General features: G+C 47.5%; 10 protein-coding genes. 6 read left to right on the top strand and 4 right to left on the bottom strand.

All coding sequences use genetic code 11. The features are described 5' to 3' along the window. Positions 1-100: 100 nt before the first annotated feature. Positions 101-1,606 carry a malate:quinone oxidoreductase gene (locus IEW26_RS22205; RefSeq protein ID WP_188593941.1) on the top strand — a complete coding sequence of 502 codons (1,506 nt, stop codon included), beginning with the start codon at positions 101-103 and terminating at the stop codon, positions 1,604-1,606. A gap of 122 nt (positions 1,607-1,728) precedes the next feature. Here IEW26_RS22205 and IEW26_RS22200 read toward each other — a convergent pair whose 3' ends face one another. Next, positions 1,729-4,881, bottom strand: a complete 3,153-nt coding sequence (locus tag IEW26_RS22200; RefSeq protein ID WP_308423557.1) for a hybrid sensor histidine kinase/response regulator — start codon at positions 4,879-4,881, stop codon at positions 1,729-1,731. A gap of 153 nt (positions 4,882-5,034) precedes the next feature. Between IEW26_RS22200 and IEW26_RS22195 the strand changes: the two genes are divergently transcribed. After that, positions 5,035-6,180, top strand: a complete 1,146-nt coding sequence (locus IEW26_RS22195) for a response regulator (RefSeq protein WP_188593940.1) — start codon at positions 5,035-5,037, stop codon at positions 6,178-6,180. A 122-nt stretch (positions 6,181-6,302) separates the two neighbouring features. Here IEW26_RS22195 and IEW26_RS22190 read toward each other — a convergent pair whose 3' ends face one another. After that, on the bottom strand, positions 6,303-7,382 hold the full coding sequence (locus IEW26_RS22190) for a hypothetical protein (RefSeq protein WP_229729977.1): 1,080 nt from the start codon (positions 7,380-7,382) through the stop codon (positions 6,303-6,305). A 555-nt stretch (positions 7,383-7,937) separates the two neighbouring features. Between IEW26_RS22190 and IEW26_RS22185 the strand changes: the two genes are divergently transcribed. After that, complete coding sequence (locus tag IEW26_RS22185; RefSeq protein ID WP_373288533.1) at positions 7,938-10,019, top strand: TerD family protein; 2,082 nt, start codon at positions 7,938-7,940, stop codon at positions 10,017-10,019. 1,336 nt (positions 10,020-11,355) lie between these two features. Here IEW26_RS22185 and IEW26_RS22180 read toward each other — a convergent pair. Beyond that, the gene (locus IEW26_RS22180; RefSeq protein WP_229729976.1) at positions 11,356-13,011 is read right to left on the bottom strand and encodes an extracellular solute-binding protein; all 1,656 of its coding nucleotides are present in this window, start codon (positions 13,009-13,011) and stop codon (positions 11,356-11,358) included. Between the two features lie 20 nt (positions 13,012-13,031). Continuing rightward, the gene (locus IEW26_RS22175; RefSeq protein ID WP_229729975.1) at positions 13,032-15,371 is read right to left on the bottom strand and encodes an AraC family transcriptional regulator; all 2,340 of its coding nucleotides are present in this window, start codon (positions 15,369-15,371) and stop codon (positions 13,032-13,034) included. A 218-nt stretch (positions 15,372-15,589) separates the two neighbouring features. On the opposite strand from IEW26_RS22175, the gene IEW26_RS22170 reads away from it, so the two are divergent. The 3 genes from IEW26_RS22170 (at position 15,590) to IEW26_RS22160 (ending at position 20,799) form a co-directional block, all read left to right on the top strand. Further along, on the top strand, positions 15,590-18,181 hold the full coding sequence (locus IEW26_RS22170; protein WP_373288532.1) for an S-layer homology domain-containing protein: 2,592 nt from the start codon (positions 15,590-15,592) through the stop codon (positions 18,179-18,181). A gap of 160 nt (positions 18,182-18,341) precedes the next feature. Continuing rightward, positions 18,342-18,959 carry a hypothetical protein gene (locus IEW26_RS22165; protein ID WP_188593937.1) on the top strand — a complete coding sequence of 206 codons (618 nt, stop codon included), beginning with the start codon at positions 18,342-18,344 and terminating at the stop codon, positions 18,957-18,959. Positions 18,960-19,173: 214 nt separating this feature from the next. After that, the gene (locus IEW26_RS22160; RefSeq protein ID WP_188593936.1) at positions 19,174-20,799 is read left to right on the top strand and encodes a rhamnogalacturonan lyase B N-terminal domain-containing protein; all 1,626 of its coding nucleotides are present in this window, start codon (positions 19,174-19,176) and stop codon (positions 20,797-20,799) included. Positions 20,800-20,832 lie beyond the last annotated feature (33 nt).

The following is a 20,832-nucleotide window of genomic DNA, read 5'->3' as shown; positions in this document are numbered from 1 at the left end:
TCAGACAAGGCGTAAACCCGTGAAAAGTGGGCTTGCAGCCAATGCCAAATCGATAACGCTTACATCCTTTTGGCAAATATAGGATATAAGGACGGTAAACATGAGCCAGGGACAAACGAGTACAGATGTAATCTTGATCGGTGCCGGAATTATGAGTGCAACTTTGGGAACTTTGCTGAAAGAATTGGCACCAGACTGGAATATTAAGGTTTTTGAGAAGCTAGCCACCGCAGGAGAAGAAAGCTCGAATGAGTGGAACAATGCCGGAACGGGGCATGCTGCGCTGTGCGAACTTAACTATACTGTTGAACGGCCGGACAAAACCGTAGATATTAGCAAAGCCATTAAGGTGAACGAGCAGTTCCAGGTTTCCAAGCAATTTTGGTCCTATCTGGTGAACAGTCGTCTGATTCGTAACCCGAGGGACTTCATTATGCCGATTCCCCATCTCAGTTATGTGCATGGAGAAAGCAATGTACAGTTTCTGAAAAGACGATACGACACGTTGTCGAACCATCCGCTGTTCGCAGGCATGGATTTCTCGGACAACCGGGAAGAGCTGTCGAAGTGGATGCCGCTGATGATGAAAGACCGTACAAGCAACGAGCCGATTGCAGCAACCAAAATTGACTCCGGCACGGACGTTAACTTTGGTGCTTTAACGCGCATGCTGCTAAAACATTTACAGGAACAAAAAGTGGAAGTCCACTATAAACATAGCGTGAAAAGCTTGAAACGCAAGAGCGATAAATCATGGGAATTGACTGTGAAAAATTTGACGAGCGGAGCCGTTGAGCGCCACCGGGCGAAATTTGTGTTCATCGGTGCGGGCGGTGGAAGCCTGCATCTGCTGCAGAAATCGGGCATTCCGGAAGGCAAGCATATCGGGGGCTTCCCGGTAAGCGGCATTTTCATGGTGTGCAAAAATCCGGAAGTCGTTGAGCAGCATCATGCCAAAGTATACGGTAAAGCCTCGGTAGGTGCACCGCCGATGTCGGTGCCGCATCTGGATACACGTTATATCGACAACCAGAAGTCACTGCTGTTTGGACCATTTGCCGGTTTCTCACCTAAGTTCCTCAAGACCGGATCAAATGCAGACCTTATCGCTTCGGTGAAGCTGCACAATCTGTTAACGATGCTGGCGGCAGGGGTGAAGGAGCTTTCCTTGACCAAGTATCTCATTCAACAGCTCATGCTAACGAAGGAGCAGCGTATGAAGGAGCTGCGTGATTTCGTGCCGAGCGCAAAAAGCGAGGATTGGGATATGGTGCTGGCGGGTCAGCGTGTTCAGGTCATTAAGGACACCGTTCAAGGTGGAAAAGGCACGCTGCAATTCGGAACTGAGGTCGTTACTGCGGCAGATGGCTCCATAGCTGCTCTGCTTGGTGCATCCCCGGGTGCATCGACAGCCGTTCAGGTTATGCTGGAGATTCTGGAGCGCTGCTTCCCGCAAAATATGAAGGCATGGGAACCAAAGATCAAAGAAATGATTCCTTCTTACGGCATCTCCCTTGCAGAGAATGTGGAGCTGCTGCGTGAGATCAACCAGTCTACAGCGAAGGCGCTGGGATTGTCCGATGAGAAGCAGACGCTGCATGTGTAATGGATAAAGTGCAACCTAAAGCGAGAAAATAAAGCGAAAAAGCAATTAAGTAAGAAATTAAAAAAAAGCTGAGTCCGGATCAAGTCCAGGCTCAGCTTTTTGTGGTTTGTTTGCGCTCCAGCTTAAAACGAATCAGAGTCTAGTGGGTCAGGAATAAAAAAGGAAACCTTCGTCCCTTGTCCAGGAGAGCTGACAATTGTCAAACCCTGGCCATAGAGCTGATTCAAGCGCCGATGGGTGTTGGTTAAACCAATGCCTCCAGGCTCTAACGGACTGGGTTTAGGCCATGCCAAAGCTCGTTCAATCTGTTCCGGCTGCATGCCTGAGCCGTTATCTTCAATCTCGATCAGTGTACCGGCGGTTTGGGTGACGATGCGTATCCACACCGTCCCACCTTCCACTTGGCTGAGGACACCATGGCGAACAGCATTTTCAATCAACGGCTGGATGGTGAGTGGAGGCAGCATCACATCGATGTCTTCCGGAATGTCCCAGACCACGGTGAGCCGTTCCGCGAATCGTTCCTTCTCAATGTAGAGATAGGCTTTGGAAAGGTCTATCTCATGGGTGATCTCCACCATTTTCTCCGAATTCACAAAATGAAAGCTGGTCTGCAAATATTCGATAAAAGCATCTCCCAGACGCTGCATCCGATCTGTGTCGATCTCACTGAGCATCATAATTGAATTGAGTGTGTTGAACAGGAAATGAGGCTGGATCTGTGCCTGCAAATAAGCAGCTTCCATGCGCAGTCTCTCATCAATGGACTGCTTCAACACAACCAATGAACCGATGCGGTGCCTCAGCTCCACGGCATCAACAGGTTTGGTCACATAATCGGTAGCACCTGCCATGAACCCGGCATAAACATCAGCGGGTTCGTTGCGGGCCGTTAACAACAGAATGGGAAGCTCGGATACGGAGTAACGCTTACGTACATTCTCTGTCAGTTCATAACCGGACATATGAGGCATCATCACATCCGCAATTAATAAATCCCAGGATTGCGAATTCAACAACTCAAGCGCTTCTAACGCTGAAGTTGCAGATTGTATTTCATAGGATTCACTCGATAACATTGAGATGAGCACACGTAAGTTCACAGGATCATCGTCGACAGCGAGGATACGGGCAGTGACAGTGGCAGTCGTCTTCCCATGCAGGACAGGATGCTGTTGTTCACTCGCACTCACAGCAGCTTCCTCGTAATATTGAGTCCCCCATTGCGGCGGCTCCGCCTGATCGGATATGTCGGATGTATCTTCTCGCGGCAGCGAGACTTGAAAAACAGATCCTTGTCCAAGCACGGACTGCACGGTGAGTTCACCGCCATGAAGCTCTGTGAGCTGTTTGCTGATACTTAGGCCGAGTCCAATGCCTCCACTCAAACGCGCTTGAGCTGTGCCTTGCTCGTAAGGTTCGAATATCCGGGCTTGTAACTCTTCGCTGATTCCGGTTCCTGTATCCGATACTTGCATGATGACGCTGTTTTTATCTGCTCTGACCGATACGGTAATAGCACCCTCATCTGTGAATTTGAGTGCATTATGCAGCAGATTGTACAGGATTTGAACAAGTCGTCGCTCATCCGCCTGAATAAGCGGTAATCCTTCAGGAGTATCCACGATGATCTGAACTCGTTTGCCTTCCGCCATAAAACGGAACATACCAATGACGCCGGAGATGACAGAGGCGAGGGATATCGGTTTTTTCTGCAGTGTGATGCGTTTTTCCCGCAGACGAATGACATCCAGAAGGTCATCAATCAATTGTGACATCTGTCTTCCGATGTTCACTAACAGCTTCATGTCCTCTGTATGTTGTGCTCCGGATTGACGCTGTTCGCGTACCGCAATACTTTCGGCAATGTTGATGATTCCATGCAGGGGAGTCCGCAGTTCATGCGCTGTGTTCACCAGAAATTGATCCTTCTGCTGATCCTCCACTTTGAGCTGTTCATACAGTTCTTCAATTTCAGTGGAATTGCGGAAATATTTCCTGAACCAGTAGGCTGCGAAGCCGAATATCGCTGCAATGACATCAATCGGATAATATACATTGGTGATTTCATTGTGTGAATTCACGATGCCCCATAGCACACTGGAAAAACTGCTCATTGCTGCAAACAGCAAAAAGCTTGCGTCACTTTGTTTTGCAGCGGCCATTTTGAAGAACAGGAACACAGACCAGCCAATAGCAAACAAATACAGGAAGTCAGGGACCTGAGTCCGAAGTGCGTGGTACACTAGCGTTACGGGAGCAATCAGCAAAAATAATAGATATCCTCCCACCACGCTGGCATAAGTGAGAAAGAGCTTACGCCCTTGAACGGGATTGGCGAAGCTTCTTGCCAACATGAGAAGGAAAAGGGCAAACGATGCATAGGATATCGCTTTCGCTTTAACTATCCAGGTGAAATTTAAGGGCAGCCAGGTTAACAACAGGCTGTCATGGTCAGATACAACCGTCAGGGCTGTTACCAGTGTTAATAAAGAAAAGGTGAGCAGCGCCCGCTGCTTTCGGATAAACAGAAACATGACAAAAGCATACAGGCTGTGCAGAAGCAGTAAGGCGAACGTTATTTTCTGGAGATCAATGGATAAATTTCGCTCACTGCCTATTGCTTCAGGAGAACCAAAGTACAGTGAACGTGTGATGCCTCCGCTGAACGGATCATCGAAATTGGCTGTTTGCACAAGTAAAGTGAGTTCACTTGACTCGCCTGGGGTATAAGTCGTTACAAATGCCGTCCTTTCCGGTCGATAGCTTCCGGCATCGCTGGCAGGTTGGCCGAATTTGGCCACAATCGTTCCGTTGATCTCGATGATGGATGAAGTCTGAATTTTCTGAGCCCAAAGAGAGACTTCCCTCACCGAAGGGTCTAGCAGTATGCGAAGCTGGTACGTTCCATATCCGAACGATGAAGTAGATTGTGATTGTAACGCATTACGCCAGTCGCCTGGTACTTGAATCCATGTGGAAGACGTGTCCGAACCCATAACTGAATACGTATTTGTATCCTCTCCACCAGAGATCAATGCATGAGGGGTGAACCCCCATTCTCCATCAAGCGAAATCGGTGAAGCATCGTCAAGATCCCACCCGCGAAGGTCCAACACCCCTCGAACAGGTTCTGGATGATCGGGTATAGCAAAAGCGGTAGACCATATCCAGCGAAAGCTAAGTAGAACGGTTAGAAATATAAGCGACAACACGACATATCTAGGTATTTTCAAATGGGTTAATGGTTTCATAGCAGAGTTAGTTTTCGACACGTTTCATCCAACTCCTGCCTCGTCATGTTCAATCGTGGGCTTTTTTGATCCGAAATTTTAAACTGAATTACCAATTTGGCAGCGTTCTCAATATTGAGTTTATGGTAAAATTATAGATTAAAGGATGATCAAGCGAGTCGGAGGGCTGTGCATATGAGAGTGATTTTGGTAGATGATGAAAATCTCGCTCTTAGCAGGTTAAATAAATTGTTGGTCGAGAGAGAGGATTGCGAGGTCATCGGTGCTTTTTTGAAGGCAGAAGAAGCGATAGAACAAATCAAGCAGCATCTGCCTGACCTGGTTTTCATGGACATTCATATGCCGGGAATGAACGGAATTGAGGCAACCGAACGAATCCACGAGGTTTCCCCGAGGACGGAAGTTATTTTTACAACAGCATATAACGAACATGCACTAACGGCCTATGGCCTTGAAGTGCTGGATTATATTATGAAGCCTGTAACGCGAAGCCGTTTGGATAAAACGATGAAGATGTATCAACGCAGAGCTGTACCTGCGCACTTGAATATGGCAGAAAACGAGGAAGAGGCAGGCATGGTGATCCGCTGCATGGGCATGCTCCAGGTGCAGCTGCATCCGAATGAGCCGCCCAAACATTTGAAGTTCAGAACGACCAAAATTAGAGAGTTATTTGCGTATTTGCTCCATCATCGCAATAAACCGATCAAGCGGGACACACTGCTTGAGCTGTTGTGGCCGGAATTGGATGAGAGGAAAGGTATAACCAATCTGCACAGTGGCATCCATCGTTTACGCGGAATGATGAACGAATTCATGGGTGAAGACCGGATATCGGTTCGCTATCAACAATTTGGTTATATTTTGGAAACCGGTGAATTCAGGATTGATGCGGAAGAGTGGGAGAGCCGCCTTAACCGATTGTCTGCATTATCACCATCGACGCTCGCTGCACATCGATATGTTTCGGATCAATATGAAGGAAAATATTTTGGTGAAGATGACTACGCATGGGCGGAGCTTGAACGTCAACGTTTGCATGCGCTTTGGCAGAATCATGCATTGAAGCTTGCGCATTATTACATTGAATCGGGTCATCCCAATGAGGCCCTGATGTTGTATCATCAGATGCAGCAGTTTGATCCGATGCTGGAGGAAGTCAGCCTTTCTTTAATGAAGCTGTACGACCAGTTAGGCAATAAAGATCCGGTGATTGCTCAATACAATCAACTGGCAGCAGCATTACAGCAAGATGCCGGTGTACGACCTGGTCATGAAGTGGAGTCATGGTATCGGGAATGGAAGAGCAAGAATACATGAGTAAAAAAGATGCTTACATGAATGCCTTCATTAAGGAAAATAGACAAGCCTTTGCTGAAGTTTGGGGTCAGCAAAGGCTTTTTCTTGTGCGCAAAACGTTGGGTAGTGTATTTATTTTTGATTTACAGATACCACTGCCTGGCATCCTCATCGAAGAACCGCGTAACCTCCGGGTACTGGGCCAGATCAATCTGCTGCTGTCTCAACATTCTCTGCAGGAAGATGGTGTCCGTGAACATTTTGCTAAGGATAAAGCTGCATTCCTCCGGGGTGTCTTGGAAAGCATGCACAACGCTCCGAATTTCTTCAAAATCAAAGAACAGTACGTACGAAACGTAATTTTGTAGCAAAAGGGTAAAGCAGTGATCACGGTAGGATACCGGTTTCTCCAAAGAGTCCTCATGCAAAGCGTTGATCAAACTATTGTTGGGTTCACCATTGTCGTTCGTTTCAATAGTTGTGTGCATATTGCTACCTGCGAGTAAGTCTCTCATGATCTGGAACAGCGCAGCGGGATCATCCGCATACAGCTTCAGCATGTTATCAACATCATTGATGAGATGAATGACCGGTTCCAAACCTTTCTCAAGGGGCAGGCCCAGCCTGTTTGATCGTCCTTCAAGGACTTGTAATAGCTCCAGGGTAAGATGTTTGCATGCATGGATCTCTTTGGCTGAGATGACAATCTGTTCGCCGTATTTGTTCCTATGACTGGAGTAGTGATCATAATAAGCAGCAAAGTAATCTTTGAGATGAATGCCAGTCTTTGTATGTATCAAATGCTGTGCATGGAATGAGCAGGCATGTAACGTTTCATCATTAACCGGGTGTGCGTAGAGGTAGAAAAAGAAGAAAAAATCACGCAGCCGCTGCTTCTCTCCATCATCTAGACGAGATATGTCGTGCAGATGGGACAGCTGGAGAAAGCTATAGTTTTTCATAAAATCGTTCATGGCACTATAGGTGTTGTATACGTTAACAGACAGCGTGCTGTTGATCGTAAATAACAGGTAGTACAGAATCATCTCATCATATACATTTAGTTGCTCATACTTTTCGGCTAAAACGGGCTTCCAGTCCGGCTTTGATCCATAGTAGGGGTCTTTCGGGCGTAATTCGGATATCCAGCCTGAGAAGGTTTCATCCGGGTGATCAGCAAAGAATAACGCCGCACTGTCATCCTCATATTGACCAAATGCCATCATCATATTCCTGTGTGCGGGTTCCAAGGGGAGAGAGAACCTAATACGGATATAATCACTATATAAAGTGTGGAGCTTCATTTTCTGATAACCTCATTTCAAAAATAAGTATTGAATCCTATTCGACAACTGTTCAAGCACTCCTTCCATATAAATCATGTCGTAATACTTTCACCCTGCTCATGGAATCCAAAATCTGAGATGATGAGTTCACCAAAGGTTCGGGTTGCGAACTTCGGAGCTTCGAATCCTTGGCCTTCAGGCTATGGCGATCCTTCCTTCTACACATCATTGGAGATTCCAGGGTCGCCGCTCTCCTGAAGATCTCAATTCAGAGAGGAGGCGTCCAGGCTATCATATTCCTTCCTTCTAAAAGCTAACCACCAAATGTTAAATAGGGATATGGCTTTCCTGGACTCTTTGATCATGAACAACAACAATAACGACAATATCATGAACAGTAACACAAACCATTGGAATATCAATGTCGATAAAAATCTGGATTACAGTAATATCAGAATGAACAGCATTTACGTCCGTAGAGCCAGAAAACTGATGATTCAACCGAACGAACAGCCGCAGCATCGACTGCCTGACCAAGTGCTGGCGACCGCGCTCAAAAATATAGAGTCTCTCGGATTCACCTTTTCGAGTGAGCTGCTGCAGGCCTTGCGGACACTGTCCCGGGAGCAGTTTGAAGCATTGGTTCAACAATTGATTCAAGACCTCAAAGTTATGGTAGGTGCTCATGTCAAGTACCAGCCGATGTACGCGGGCTTCCCCGAGCAGGTCATGGAAGAGCACGAAGCGGACCTGTACTTGAATGCTGTTTTTCATTATCTAACGCATCTTACGCTGGATGATTTCGAGCCTTCGGCCATGGCTGCTGGCGTGCGGTCTCCTTTACTGGAGCAAACCAGGCTGAAAGTTATTGAACTGGGCAACAAGCCAGCGTTCCTGAAGCTGATCCGTCAGTTGATCGAAGCGAAGGGCTCCATCTCTGATACAGACAAGAAAGATATCAAACGTGTGCTCAAGCATGCTGATCCGAGTGACGTTGAAGCTATACTGCCTGCAGAGATTCCCTTTAAGGAGAATGTCGGTTTTGTCGTTGCCGTGCTGTTGAAGTATGAGCTGGCGAGTATGGAACGGATCGGGTCCTATTTTAAAACGGCAAGCGATGTGCTCCGACTGGCGGTATCCTGGTCGGAGGGGGACGTCAGTCTGGCAGCAGCCACGCCTTTTCGTAAGTTCAAACGCCGTGAGCGCCGCCTGCTCCTCAGCGTGCTGGAGCAATGTGGCTCCATCACGGAGGATATGCTGCGCTACAAGGAGCGCTGGATTCGGCTGGGTGAGATTCTGCATCCATCCGAATACAAGCTCAGGTATCCGCGCACCCAGGCTGCTTTTGATATTCTGCGGAACAACAAGCCGTTTACCACCTTCAATGGCAGCGTGGAGCTGGCATTCCAGTACCGCAATATCTGGAGCCTGATCGACCTGTTGTCCCAGCGCCCGGGTGAGTTCGCGCGCAAGCTGGATCATATGCTACGTATCACGGAGGATGAAGAATATGTATTGCTGGCCTTTGGCGAGGTAGCCGCAAAAGTATCCACGCCCGTGTTGTTACAGGTGAGACAGCATTTTGCAAAGCGGAGTGAAGAAGCCGCTTTGCGGGTGTTTTTCCCTAAAGGCAATGTGGCGAAGGCTTTCGGTATCCCGAATGAGCTGCCCACGGTGGGCGAGGCGGTATGTCAGGAAGTGGTGCAGCTCTGCGAGCAGGCGTTGATCACACGATTTGCTGAATTCCCCCCACTTGGAAAGACGTATGTGGATGAACGGCTGCAGCATTATCTGGTTCCTTTTTCGCAACGATCCGCAAGCAAAGCATTGCGAACCATTGTGCGAGGAAGCCGCATCCCGATGGGAGAAGGTGACACCATTCGTTTCTTCAGCTGGTGGAAAGAGGGCGAGGTGGATGGTACATCGACGGGACGTGTGGACATTGACCTTTCGGCGGTGATGTACGACAAGAACTGGAATTACGTTGAACATATCTCGTATACCAATCTGCGGTCTGTTAAATATAAGGCTGTCCACAGCGGGGATATCGTGACTGCGCCTTACGGGGCGAGTGAATTCATTGATTTGCATATGCCTTCCATTGTGAACTATGGCGGACGATATGTAGTGACAACACTTCTCTCCTTCACCAGCCATCCCTATTGCAACTTGCCGGAATGTTTTGCAGGCTGGATGATGCGCAAGAAGCCCGGCTCGGGCGAAATCTATGAGCCATCCACGGTGGAGAACAAAATTGATATTACCGCAGATACGCAGATTGCTATTCCTGTCATTCTGGATTTGGTGGAGCGCACCATCATCTGGACCGATCTGGCTCTGAAAAGATACCCGGACTACAACAACAACGTAGAGGGGAATCAGAAAGGCATCGTGCTGATGGGGAAAGCGATGACAACATTGCGCAAACCCGATCTGTATAACTTGTTCATGCTGCATGCCAAGGCGAGAGGTGAGCTGGTGGATACGAAGGAACAAGCCGATACCATCTATGCGGTCGATGAAGGTGTGACGCCGTATGATATCGAGCAAATTATGGCGGAATATCTGGCCTGAGCGGTACGGCATGTAATGAATTGGTGCAAAGTGCTGTTGTTTTGTGATTGAAGGTCATGAGCATGTGAAGTAGAAGTATAGTAAGTGTAGAGCGTATAGAAAGTGGCTGACCACCTTGTCATGAGGCAGGGCACCGCGTGCTAAGAGCTGCACGTGGTGCGGGTAAAGATTGTAGCAATTTCCAGTATTGTGGTAAGTGCAGTAAATGTAGTAACTGTAGTAACTGGGTAAGGGAGAAAGCCTAGTTGGCTTTAAATGATTCGCGCGGTAAGTGAGAGGTAATTTATAGCTTGTATATAGAATGTGACCATTACAAAGTTTAAGTGTAATCAAGCATAGAGAGGTTAGGGCAGCCGAATTGAAAGGGCTGCTCTTTTTTGCTTGAAAGTACATAGCGGCAGAGCCTTGGGGCTGGGCATTCATGTAAAGTAGGCGTACAAGCTAGGCATTTGTGAAAAGTCTAAATAGCATATTGGAATGGTTTACAGTCTGGTGTTCCAAACGCTGTTGAGCTGCACCTAATGCTCTACCTAGTAACTTGGTGCGATTGACGATGAGCAAATACCATAGCCGAACACGCGCGGAATCAAGTTTAGATATAGGCAAGGACGCAACAAGGATAGGCATGAACGAGGATATAAGTGCGGACGCGAGTGTAGACAAAAGTATAGGTGGAAGCATGGACATAGTATGAAAAAAGTACAGAAACAAGTATGAACACAAGTGTGGAGTCCGTTCTTGTCCAGTACAGTGATTTTCAAAACTCAGGCGTAGAAGTGTTTACGTAGCAGTGGTGGTTCGACAGTGCAGCGGCTAACGATCTCAGATGACGCTATTTGCAGTATTTTAGTCTGTTTGAAAATCTAACGATTCTGGGAAACGCTATTTGCGCATTTTGGGCGAAAAATCAGCGTTCGAGAGCTGTTTTGGCAGAAATAGCGTCACTAGGAATCGTTACAATTCTCAACATGAGAAATTGAGCGAAATAAGGTTTCTGGGGATCGTTAGAATATGGAGAAGCCGCGCCAGACTAGATTGCTGTATTTCTCGCATTCATATGTTATCAGTCCCCTTCGCCTTCCGCACAACCTACAAAGGCTGCCGCATATTCACTACTACTTCTGTATGCCCCACCTAACCATTCATCCCCCGATCCACCGCCCTGCTACCACCGACTAACCATTCACGCCCCAATACCACCCACCCAACCATCCACCAATCCGCTACTTAACCATTGATCCACCGATCCACCAACCTGCTACTACCCACCAAGTCATTTATCCATCGACCTGCCCAATTATCTACGACCTCTACCTGCCACTTCTTCGCACACTTGCTACTGCTTCAACGCATTGGCTTCCTTCACCACTTCTGCGCCGCCTGCCGACATGAATTCCTGCACAAACTCATCAAATTCACCGAGCGGTCGCTCACCTGTAATAAAAGCAACATAGGCTTTGTTTTTTAAACGAATCAGCGCGTCGCCATACTTGGCCAGAGCGGGAGTAGCGACCTCCAGCGCATTGTATATGCCGTCCTGATCCAAATGCAGTGTAGCCGCCCATTGCTCCCGTTCACCCGTCTCCTTCAGCGGAACGGTCATGCCGATATTGGCCCCAATCGTATTCTGGTACCCGAACATGGTATCATACGGCGGCATGATAACGATGTTTCGGGGCTCGGTTGGCGTCCAGACCCAGTGTTTGTTTTGCACACCGTAGGACATGCTTGCCGCTTTGTCTGGATCCGGATTTGCACTTACCTCGTCCAGAATGCGCAGAATCATCTCCAGCTTGCCCGGTTCTTTGACCGCATCAGCGCCAATTGCTGTGAAGCTCATTAACATATCATTCCCTTTGGAGCCGCGTTGTCCGTGAGGTCCTGTAAAAGGCCTGCCCAATACGACCCGTGCATCGGGAAACTTGGCGATTAGCTCTTTGACATTAAACGTAGCTTGCGCGGGACTTTTCACGACACGCCCTGCACGATCAACTCGCCAATCCTCATAATCTCCGTCCTGAATCCAGTGGTAGTAGTTGCCCATCGAGGTCATTCCGATTTTACCGTTGATGAATGCATGGGACAGATGTTTATAACCGCCTTTATTCTCACCTGTCACAAATTCAGGATCAATGACGCCGTCCTTGTACCATTTACGTAGATAGGCCAGCGCCTCCTTCATCTCGGGGTCCAGCGCACCGATCATTTTCTTACCATTCTTCGTTCCAAAGTACAACTGATCGGCAAAAACAATCTGACCGAAGGCCCCGAACAGCACGTTCATGCCTTCACTGGACAAGCCATACGTATCCTGAATGCCATTGCCATCCGGATCATTGAAGGTAAAGGCATAGATAACCTTCTCGAATTCCGCGAGTGTCTGCGGAACAGGCAGGCCCAGCTTATCCAGCCAGTCCTGTCGATACACCACAGGGGTGCGATAAATGTTGGTAGGGTTAATTACAGGGATGCCGTAATATTTACCGTTAATCACTCCAGCCTTTTCGTAGGCCGGGGCTTGTTCATGAATGATACGCATGAGATTCGGCGCATATTCATTCAGCGTCTCTACCGGAATCTCGGCCAGCACCCCCTGCTGCTGGTATTTCAATAGATCCTGCGGCTGCCGGATACGAAACAGGTCAGGAATGCTGCCTTGAGCCAGCTTCATGTCCAGAAGCGACTCGTATTTATTGTTTTCCATATTCCAGATATCCAGCTGTACACCAAACTGTTCTTCCACCTGCTTCAACATCTCGGCATCTTGCGGGACAGGCAGATTCTGATGCATCGTCCAGGAGATATGGTATTTGGCTTTTTCCGTAAGAGAGGATGCCGTGCTCGTGCTGCCTTCCTGCGATTCGACGATGGCGCTGGGTCCGCTCAGCAGATTACATCCACCGAGAATAACACCCATCATCGTCAGCAGTGCTGTAGTGAGGAACATGCGATAGCGGTAAGCAGCCTTCAGCTGCTGTTCCTTCATTGTCATGCTGCCCATCCTCCTTATGCTCATGATCTGGCCTCTGATATCGCTGTGGAAGAAAGACTGCGTACATAGCTGCCTGGTGTGCAGCCGTACATTTCCTTGAATCGTTTAATAAAATAGGCCGTTGTTCCGTAACCGACCGAGCTTGCAACCCGGTCTATCGTCATGTTGTTATTTTCGATCAGTAACTTAGCCTGCTCCATCCGCCGGGATGTTACATAATCGGTATAGGTTATTCCCACCTCTTCTTTGAAAAGCTTGCTCAAATATTTGGGGCTGAGGAATACTTTGCTGCCAACGGCCTCAAGTGAGAGGTCTTCGGAGAGGTTGTCCTCAATATATTGCTTCGCCAGTTCAATGGTCGAGATCGCCCGGTCACTGTTACGATTCTCGGTTTCCTCCATAAATGTAGTAATGGATCCGGTCAGCCATCTACGATAGGCCAGAATATCATGCATATTTGTATACTCATGGTACAGGTCGGGATGCCCGAACTGCAGCGTGTGTTTGTAGCGCACGTTTTTGGCTACATCAGAATAGATAAATACCATATTGGAGAGGATGAAATGGCAATAATCGGCAGGAGACTGCCCTGCCCGCATATGTTCAATCACCTGCTCTATGGTGTTAGTGGCTTCGCCAAGCTGCCTGCTCTGAAGCTTGTCTCTGAACCTTGCAAGCAGATGCTGCGGGATTTCTTCCAGGCTGTGTTCCCGCTCAAGCAGGGAATGATCCTTCAGAATGGCCAGCTCAGGCCGGAAATACGCATATTTCATGAGTGTCTGTGCTTCGTTGAAGCTTAGGTGAATCTCTCTCAGGTCCTTGACCCAGCAACCTGTAGACAGCTGAATATCCGGCTGCAGCTGCTGCCGTGTCTCCGCGAGAAGCAACTGTGAGAACTTGTCCAATAATGCTTCTGAAGCTGCATCGGTACAGAGAATAACTGCAAGTCTCTTGTCGGGAAGTTCTTCCACAATCAGGCGGCTATCTTGCAGCGAGAGGCATTCCAGTCCATGCATTAATCTGGCAATGGCTTCAGGTGTTGCGGCCGGGCCTTTCTCAACAGGAGCTCCTGTATTCATCAGCATACAGCAGTAATCAGCGTACAGTCTGGCGATGCCGAGAGCGGCTCGTTCCTCTTTCCAGGGGCGTTGCTCCGGGTTACCCTGCAAAAGGTTAAGCACTGCTTTGTGCCGAACCGCCGGGCTGTTCGCTATCATCGTCTCTTCAAGGTTATTCACCTTATCTTTGAGATGAAGAAATGCGTTATCGATCATGCGGAATTCATTCGTTGCCTCGTTTGGCGTGCCAACAGAAAGGTCCTTGATCCGACCAACAAGACGTTTAATTGGACTGTAGTTAGCCCGGACAAGCACTGCTGATAGGATCAGTCCAATACACAGCGCGGCTAAACAAATCCCGAGAATAAGCTTCTGGATCAGTATGGACTGTTCATAATAGTAGCTGGACGGGGTTGCACTGTAGATGGTCCACCCGGTGGAGGGCAGCGTCTGATACGATACAACATAAGGTGCATCGCCAATCGTCTCATCAAAGCTGCCTTTGGCATGCCCCAGATCAAGCACTTTCCCAAGGCTTGCTGCGTATATATCGGCCTTGCCTGAGCTTTGTTCCTGCAACCTGCTGACTGCATGTCCAGCCGCGTTCACAATCACGGTATGCTGATACCGGGAAGGCATCATATTTTCAACAATCGTATTTACTGCATCTTCTTTTACATCAATAGCAATGATGACATCACTGGTTTCCCCTGTAGAGCGGAAAGGGTAGCTGTGCGCATACGTAAACAAGCCACTGGTATTCTCGCTCGTTTGAGTGGAGAAGATATCCTTTGGAATTTGGCGTGCTGGCGTCCAGAGACTGTTATGTTTGCTGGTGCGCATCTCCTGAAGCCAGTCCGCATAATAAACAGATCCCTCGCTCTGATCAGCGTTATAACGAAGCCCATAGAGAGAAGAAAGCATAATATTACGTGCCGGATAATAGAGATGAATGCCCTGCACGATATCGGTGTTTGCAGCTACTTTGGCTTTAAGCAGCTCCTGCAGATCCAGCACCTGATTTAAACCGTTCCGATCGGCCTGGTCTGCAAAAAGGCGAATGTCTGCTGATTTATCCAGAGACAGGTCAACATATAGCTGCTGCACGCGTTTTAATACGGTTCCTTCAATCGTGCGTGCTGTATTTTCAAGAATCAGTTGATTCTTATTTCTTAATTCTTCATTGTAGCTACGTGAGAAATAGATATAGAAAAATGAGCAAATCAGCAGCACAATTACGATGACGATTGAACCATAGGAAAGGGCTAGTCCAGCCCATGCGGAGCTCCATTTTTTCATCATGCATTCCTCCCGGCCCAAATTATACACTACTCGATTTCAGCAAGGTTCACGATTTATATTAACTTAGTGTAAAATGTTGAGGATTTATGATATTGCGTCGAAATTGATACAATGACGAAATTGTTTTATTGCTGGTTTTGCAGGTCGAATGCTACATTGAGACCGAACCGAGACCAACTATTAAACGATGGGAGTCGACAAATTTGAAAACGAAAGTGATCAAACGCAACAAGAAGAGATTGTTCGCCGCAGCGATGGGAGTTGTTCTTTTATCCAATACCTTTGCCGCAAGCAACGTGCTCGCAGCATCGGATGAGACAACCATTCCATTGCCGTCTCAACCAGCATGGGGATATTTTGTAGACACGTACAAAAATAACACGGGAGCAAGCATGACTCTCGATGGCAACCCGGCAATAGGTACTCTTTCCGAGTTTCTTAAATTATGGACACCAGGCTCATCCTGGGATAACGGTACGAAATTGAATGAACAGGTGCTGAATTACAATATCGATTATGTAGAAGATCGTTCTAAAACGCGTACCGCGAAGGACGAGGAGGATGCTTACTATACAGATCGAAGAAACCAGACGTATGGAGCTGCAGAGGGCCTGGGCGCTTTGACAGATGTATATCGTGAGAAATCAGGAACGGTTACTTCTATTACGTATATTCCGCAAGAAGCGTTGACAACAAAATTTACAGATACGAATGATTCCAATAAGGGTGGAGATTCCAACTCGGAGTTAGGTAAAATGGTCGATTTGGTTGGTAAAGTGCGGGGAGATTATGCCTCAACCCAACAAGCAAAGAAATTCTACCAATATATGAGACCTTTCCGTTGGAAGGATCAGTCTGTGATAGTACCTACACTGGTTGCGGTACAAAGTAACAATCCGTCCAATGATGGCGGATTCCCAAGTGGACACACAAACGCCTCTTATCTCGCCGCGATTGCCCTGGCATATTCAGTTCCTGAGCGCTTTCAAGAGCTGCTGACACGTGCATCCGAGATGGGAGATGACCGGATTGTAGCCGGCATGCACTCCCCGCTTGACGTGATGGGAGGTCGTGTACTGGCGACGGCATTCGCAGCTTCCGCTTTAAATGATCCAGAAAATCAACAGTTGAAACAAGATGCTTACCAGCAGGCACATGATATCCTTTTGAAACAAAATGGAACAGCGGAAGATCGTTTTACAGATTACCAAAAAAATAAAGACGAATATACGCAACGTTTGACTTACGGATTCCCGCAGATTAATTCAACGATCGAACCTGCTGCTGTACCTAAAGGCGCAGAAGTGCTGCTTGAAACAAGACAGCCATACCTGTCTAGTGAGCAACGTCGTGCCGTACTGGCGACAACAGCCATTGCTTCCGGTTATCCGGTATTGGATGATCCAGAAGGATGGGGACGTCTTAACTTGTTTGCTGCTGCAGATGGCTACGGTGCGTTCAATCATGATGTGAAAGTAACGATGGATGCAGCTAAAGGCGGATTCAATGCTCAGGATGTTTGGAGAAACGATATTTCCGGTACAGGTAAATTGACGAAAGAGGGTAGTGGTACTCTAAAATTAAGAGGTAACAACACGTATTCCGGTGGTACTGAAATTAACGGCGGTACTTTAGAAGGTGATACGGCCTCGGCATTAGGTACAGGTAGCGTTACAAACAACAGCGGTACAGTTACCGAAAGTGTATACGGCAAGTGGAACATCGAAGGAAACTTCACTCAAGGAGCAACAGGCGTGTTGGAACTGAATGTAGCGACAGCTTCAGATGTACTTGATGTGAAGGGTGCGATTCAAGCGGCTGGGGAGCTAGATGTTAATTTTGGTAACGGTTATGTGCCGGGAGCAGGCACGTTCACACTAGTTAGTCATGATGCAAACCAAAGAACGGGTCAATTCTCCTCCGTTAAAGTCCAAGGACTACCATCAAAATATAGCACACAAGTCGTATATGAAAGCAATCGTATTGCTTTAGTTATCACAGATACCACCAACACAGGAACTACACCTACAACACCGGGAACTGGTGGCGGTGGTTCATCAACTGCACCATCAACAACACCATCTGTACCGTCCACAGGAACACAACCTTTGCCAGGTACAACGACACCGCCAACAACTCAACCGACTACACCACCAGCAATAGGGACTGATTCATTCAAGTCGGGTGTAGTTAGCCAAGAAAGTGTGCTGAAGACTCTTAATGAAGCGATTGCTGCAACGAAAAATCAACAATTTGCAGTTCGTGATATCACAAGCCACTGGGCTAACGAAAATATTAACATTGCCCTTAAACTGCGTGTCGTTAACGGTTATGAGAATGGATCATTTAAGCCGAATGCTCCTGTAACACGGGCTGAATTTACAGCAATGATTGCACGTGCTTTTGGGCTTAGTGAAAATAAAGCAGCAAACAGCTTCAAAGATGCAGGTTCTAACTGGGCTGCCGGATATATCGGGGCTCTGGCAGATAAGGGTGTAATCGGTGGATACACAGATGGCTCATTCAAGCCGAATGCAACGATCACTCGTGCCGAGATGATTGCTATCATTGCCCGTGTTCTGAATCTGAATGCGCTGGCTACGGATGCTCCAACTAAATTTAGCGATGTTAAATCCGAAAACTGGGCAGCAGGAGCAATTGAACTGGCTTCCTCCGCGAAGCTGGTCAATGGATTGACAGCTTCCGAGTTTGGGCCTAACGGCAAATCTACTCGCGCTGAAGCGGTAACGATCATCATCCGTGCATTGGAAAGTGACAGCACCATCAAGTCCTTGATTGCAGGTCTGTAATTGTAATCTCGCCACGACATAACATTTAATCATTTGATCATCCGATCAACACAGCCGAGGCGGTTCGAACATACGAACCGTTTCGGTTATTTTATTTTCTAGAATTGTGGTAAAATATGGGATGTTATTCATGTAAATCTACATAAGGGGTGGGGAGAAGATGAGTCGAGTGAATAATAGCGGATTTTACAAAATAAAGTTTTGGATCACACCAGAAGAATTGGGTGAATTCTTCGAGCTGTTTAAAGATCAGGAAGCCTCATTTGTTTCAACTAATTATGCCCAAACCGCATATGACAAGCATCAGGTGCTTCAAGCATATCAACGATTCTATGATTATTATGCAGCTGCTGAGAAAACGGCCGACTACTTCCCACACTTCGTATACTCCATCGTACTTACGTTAGATCAGGATGTAGCAGGCATATTCGTCAGAAATGAAGGGTTCGGTTTCCCATATCATGAGCAGTGGGCTGTGGATGAGCTGCCATGCATCATGATTTCGCTCCCCAAAAACATCCGGATTCAAACAGAAGATGCCGAAGGAGCAGATTATACCTATGAGGATATCCGGGAGCATCGGCCACAGGCGTACCAATTGTACGAAGAACTGTCGAACGAGATTAAAACGAGAACAAAACTGCTGCGGTTTTCGGTGACTGAGTCAGGTACACTGTACCTGCAAAAGCCTTCGGTGCGTATTAGCAAAAAGGCTGCTGAACATATCCGGAATGGTTGGATTTTTGATAAGTATAAACTCGTAATGGAAACCAAGTAACAAGGCACGGCTTTCCATAAGAAAGTTGAGTATGACATTGTTGTTGTAAAAATATGTAATATAATGGTATTATATTGGTGTGATTTTAAGATGTTTAGATTAGAAGTTTAGGTGGAAAGAGGGTGAGAGACAGATTGAAAATCACCGTGAAAAGTTCGAGTATACATCAAAATGTAAGCGCTTTATAATTTGGATATTTAGGAGGGATCGTTACGTGACTCGACGTTTTCTTAAAAAAGGAATGAGTATGCTGCTGTTCATTGTCATGACTGCCTCTGTTTTTGTTTTCCCTGCCTCCACGAGCCATGCAGCCACCATCCAGGTTACTGACAATGGCTCCCGGATTGAGGTAAATACGGGATCGGGACTGGTGTATGTGGTCAATAAAACGAATGGTGATATCATCTCGGCCAAGATGAATGGAACCGAGTTGAACAGTAATAGAGGTTCACATATTGGATCGGGTTTGGGGTCCTCCGCAAATGTAACATGGAATAAATCGCCCTCGGGCTCAACAGTGCTAATCACCGTGTCCACCAACACGCTGACTCATTATTACGCTTCGCGCGGCGGTGAGAATATCATTTATATGGCTACCCACATTACGGCACAGCCGTCTATCGGAGAGCTTCGTTATATTTTCCGCGGTAATGGAAGTGTTCTGACGGGTGTTCCAGCGAATTCGAACAATCGGGGCAACACCGGAGCAATCGAAAGTCAGGATGTGTTTGGATTCGCGAATGGGCAGACGGCATCCAAATATTACGGCAATGATCAGGCTAAAGACTTGTCTGTTCGAGGCGTTACCGGCAATGGAGTGGGGGTGTTTATGGCTTACGGCAATCGGGAGAAAAGCTCTGGCGGTCCCTTCTTCTGTGATATTCAGTTCCAGAGTGGTTCTGAAACAGAAGTCTACAACTATATGAACTCGGGACATGCACAAACCGAGAACTGGCGTCTCGGTCTGCACGGTCCTTATGCGCTCATATTCACAACGGGGGGAACTCCTGCCGTACCGGATTTCAGCTGGATGTCGGGCTTGAATTTGCAAGGTTGGGTAGCAAGCCGGGGCAATGTAGTTCTGAACGGACTTTCTGGCATGGAGACAGGGTATGCTTATACGATTGGTTTCGCCAACAGCAACGCCCAGTATTGGACGAATGCTTCTTCCACCGGGGCAGCCGCCAAGTACAGCATGATTCCGGGCACGTACACCATGACGGTATATAAAGGTGAACTTGCCGTATACACGGAAAACGTGAACGTCAATGCGGGGCAAACAACGACCGTGAACACTCGCACAATCACCAATGATCCAAGCAAGGCCTCCAGCATCTGGCGTATTGGCAATTGGGACGGGACACCGCGGGAATTCCTGAATGGGCAGACAATTCCGATTCGTCATCCTTCGGACAGCCGCAATCCAAGCTGGGGACCTGTGACGTACACTCCGGGCAGTGCAACGAATCGTTTCCCTGCTATTCAGTTCCGGGGTCAGAATTCACCGACAACGATTCAATTCAATCTCAATGCTGCGCAGGCATCCTCCTCTCATGTACTGAACATTGGCATTACCGCCGCTTATAATAATGGCAGACCGAGTGTAACCGTTAACGGGCGAACATTAAGCAATCCTTCTCCTTCCGCACAGCCGAACTCGCGCAGCTTCACGATTGGTACCTACCGGGGCAATAATACTACGTTTAGCTGGAACATTCCGGCTTCTGATCTGAATAACGGTGCCAATACGATTACCATTACACCCATCAGCGGCTCCAGCGATCTGGGGAACTGGTTAAGTGCAGGATGGGTTTATGATTGTGTGGAGCTGTTGAATTAAAGATCAGAGAGAGTACTGCATGTAATATCGAAA

Source organism: Paenibacillus silvae, from assembly GCF_014639235.1.
GTDB lineage: Bacteria > Bacillota > Bacilli > Paenibacillales > Paenibacillaceae > Paenibacillus > Paenibacillus silvae.
Note: the sequence above shows the minus strand (reverse complement) of the source record. Positions and strands in the feature narration are given on the sequence as shown.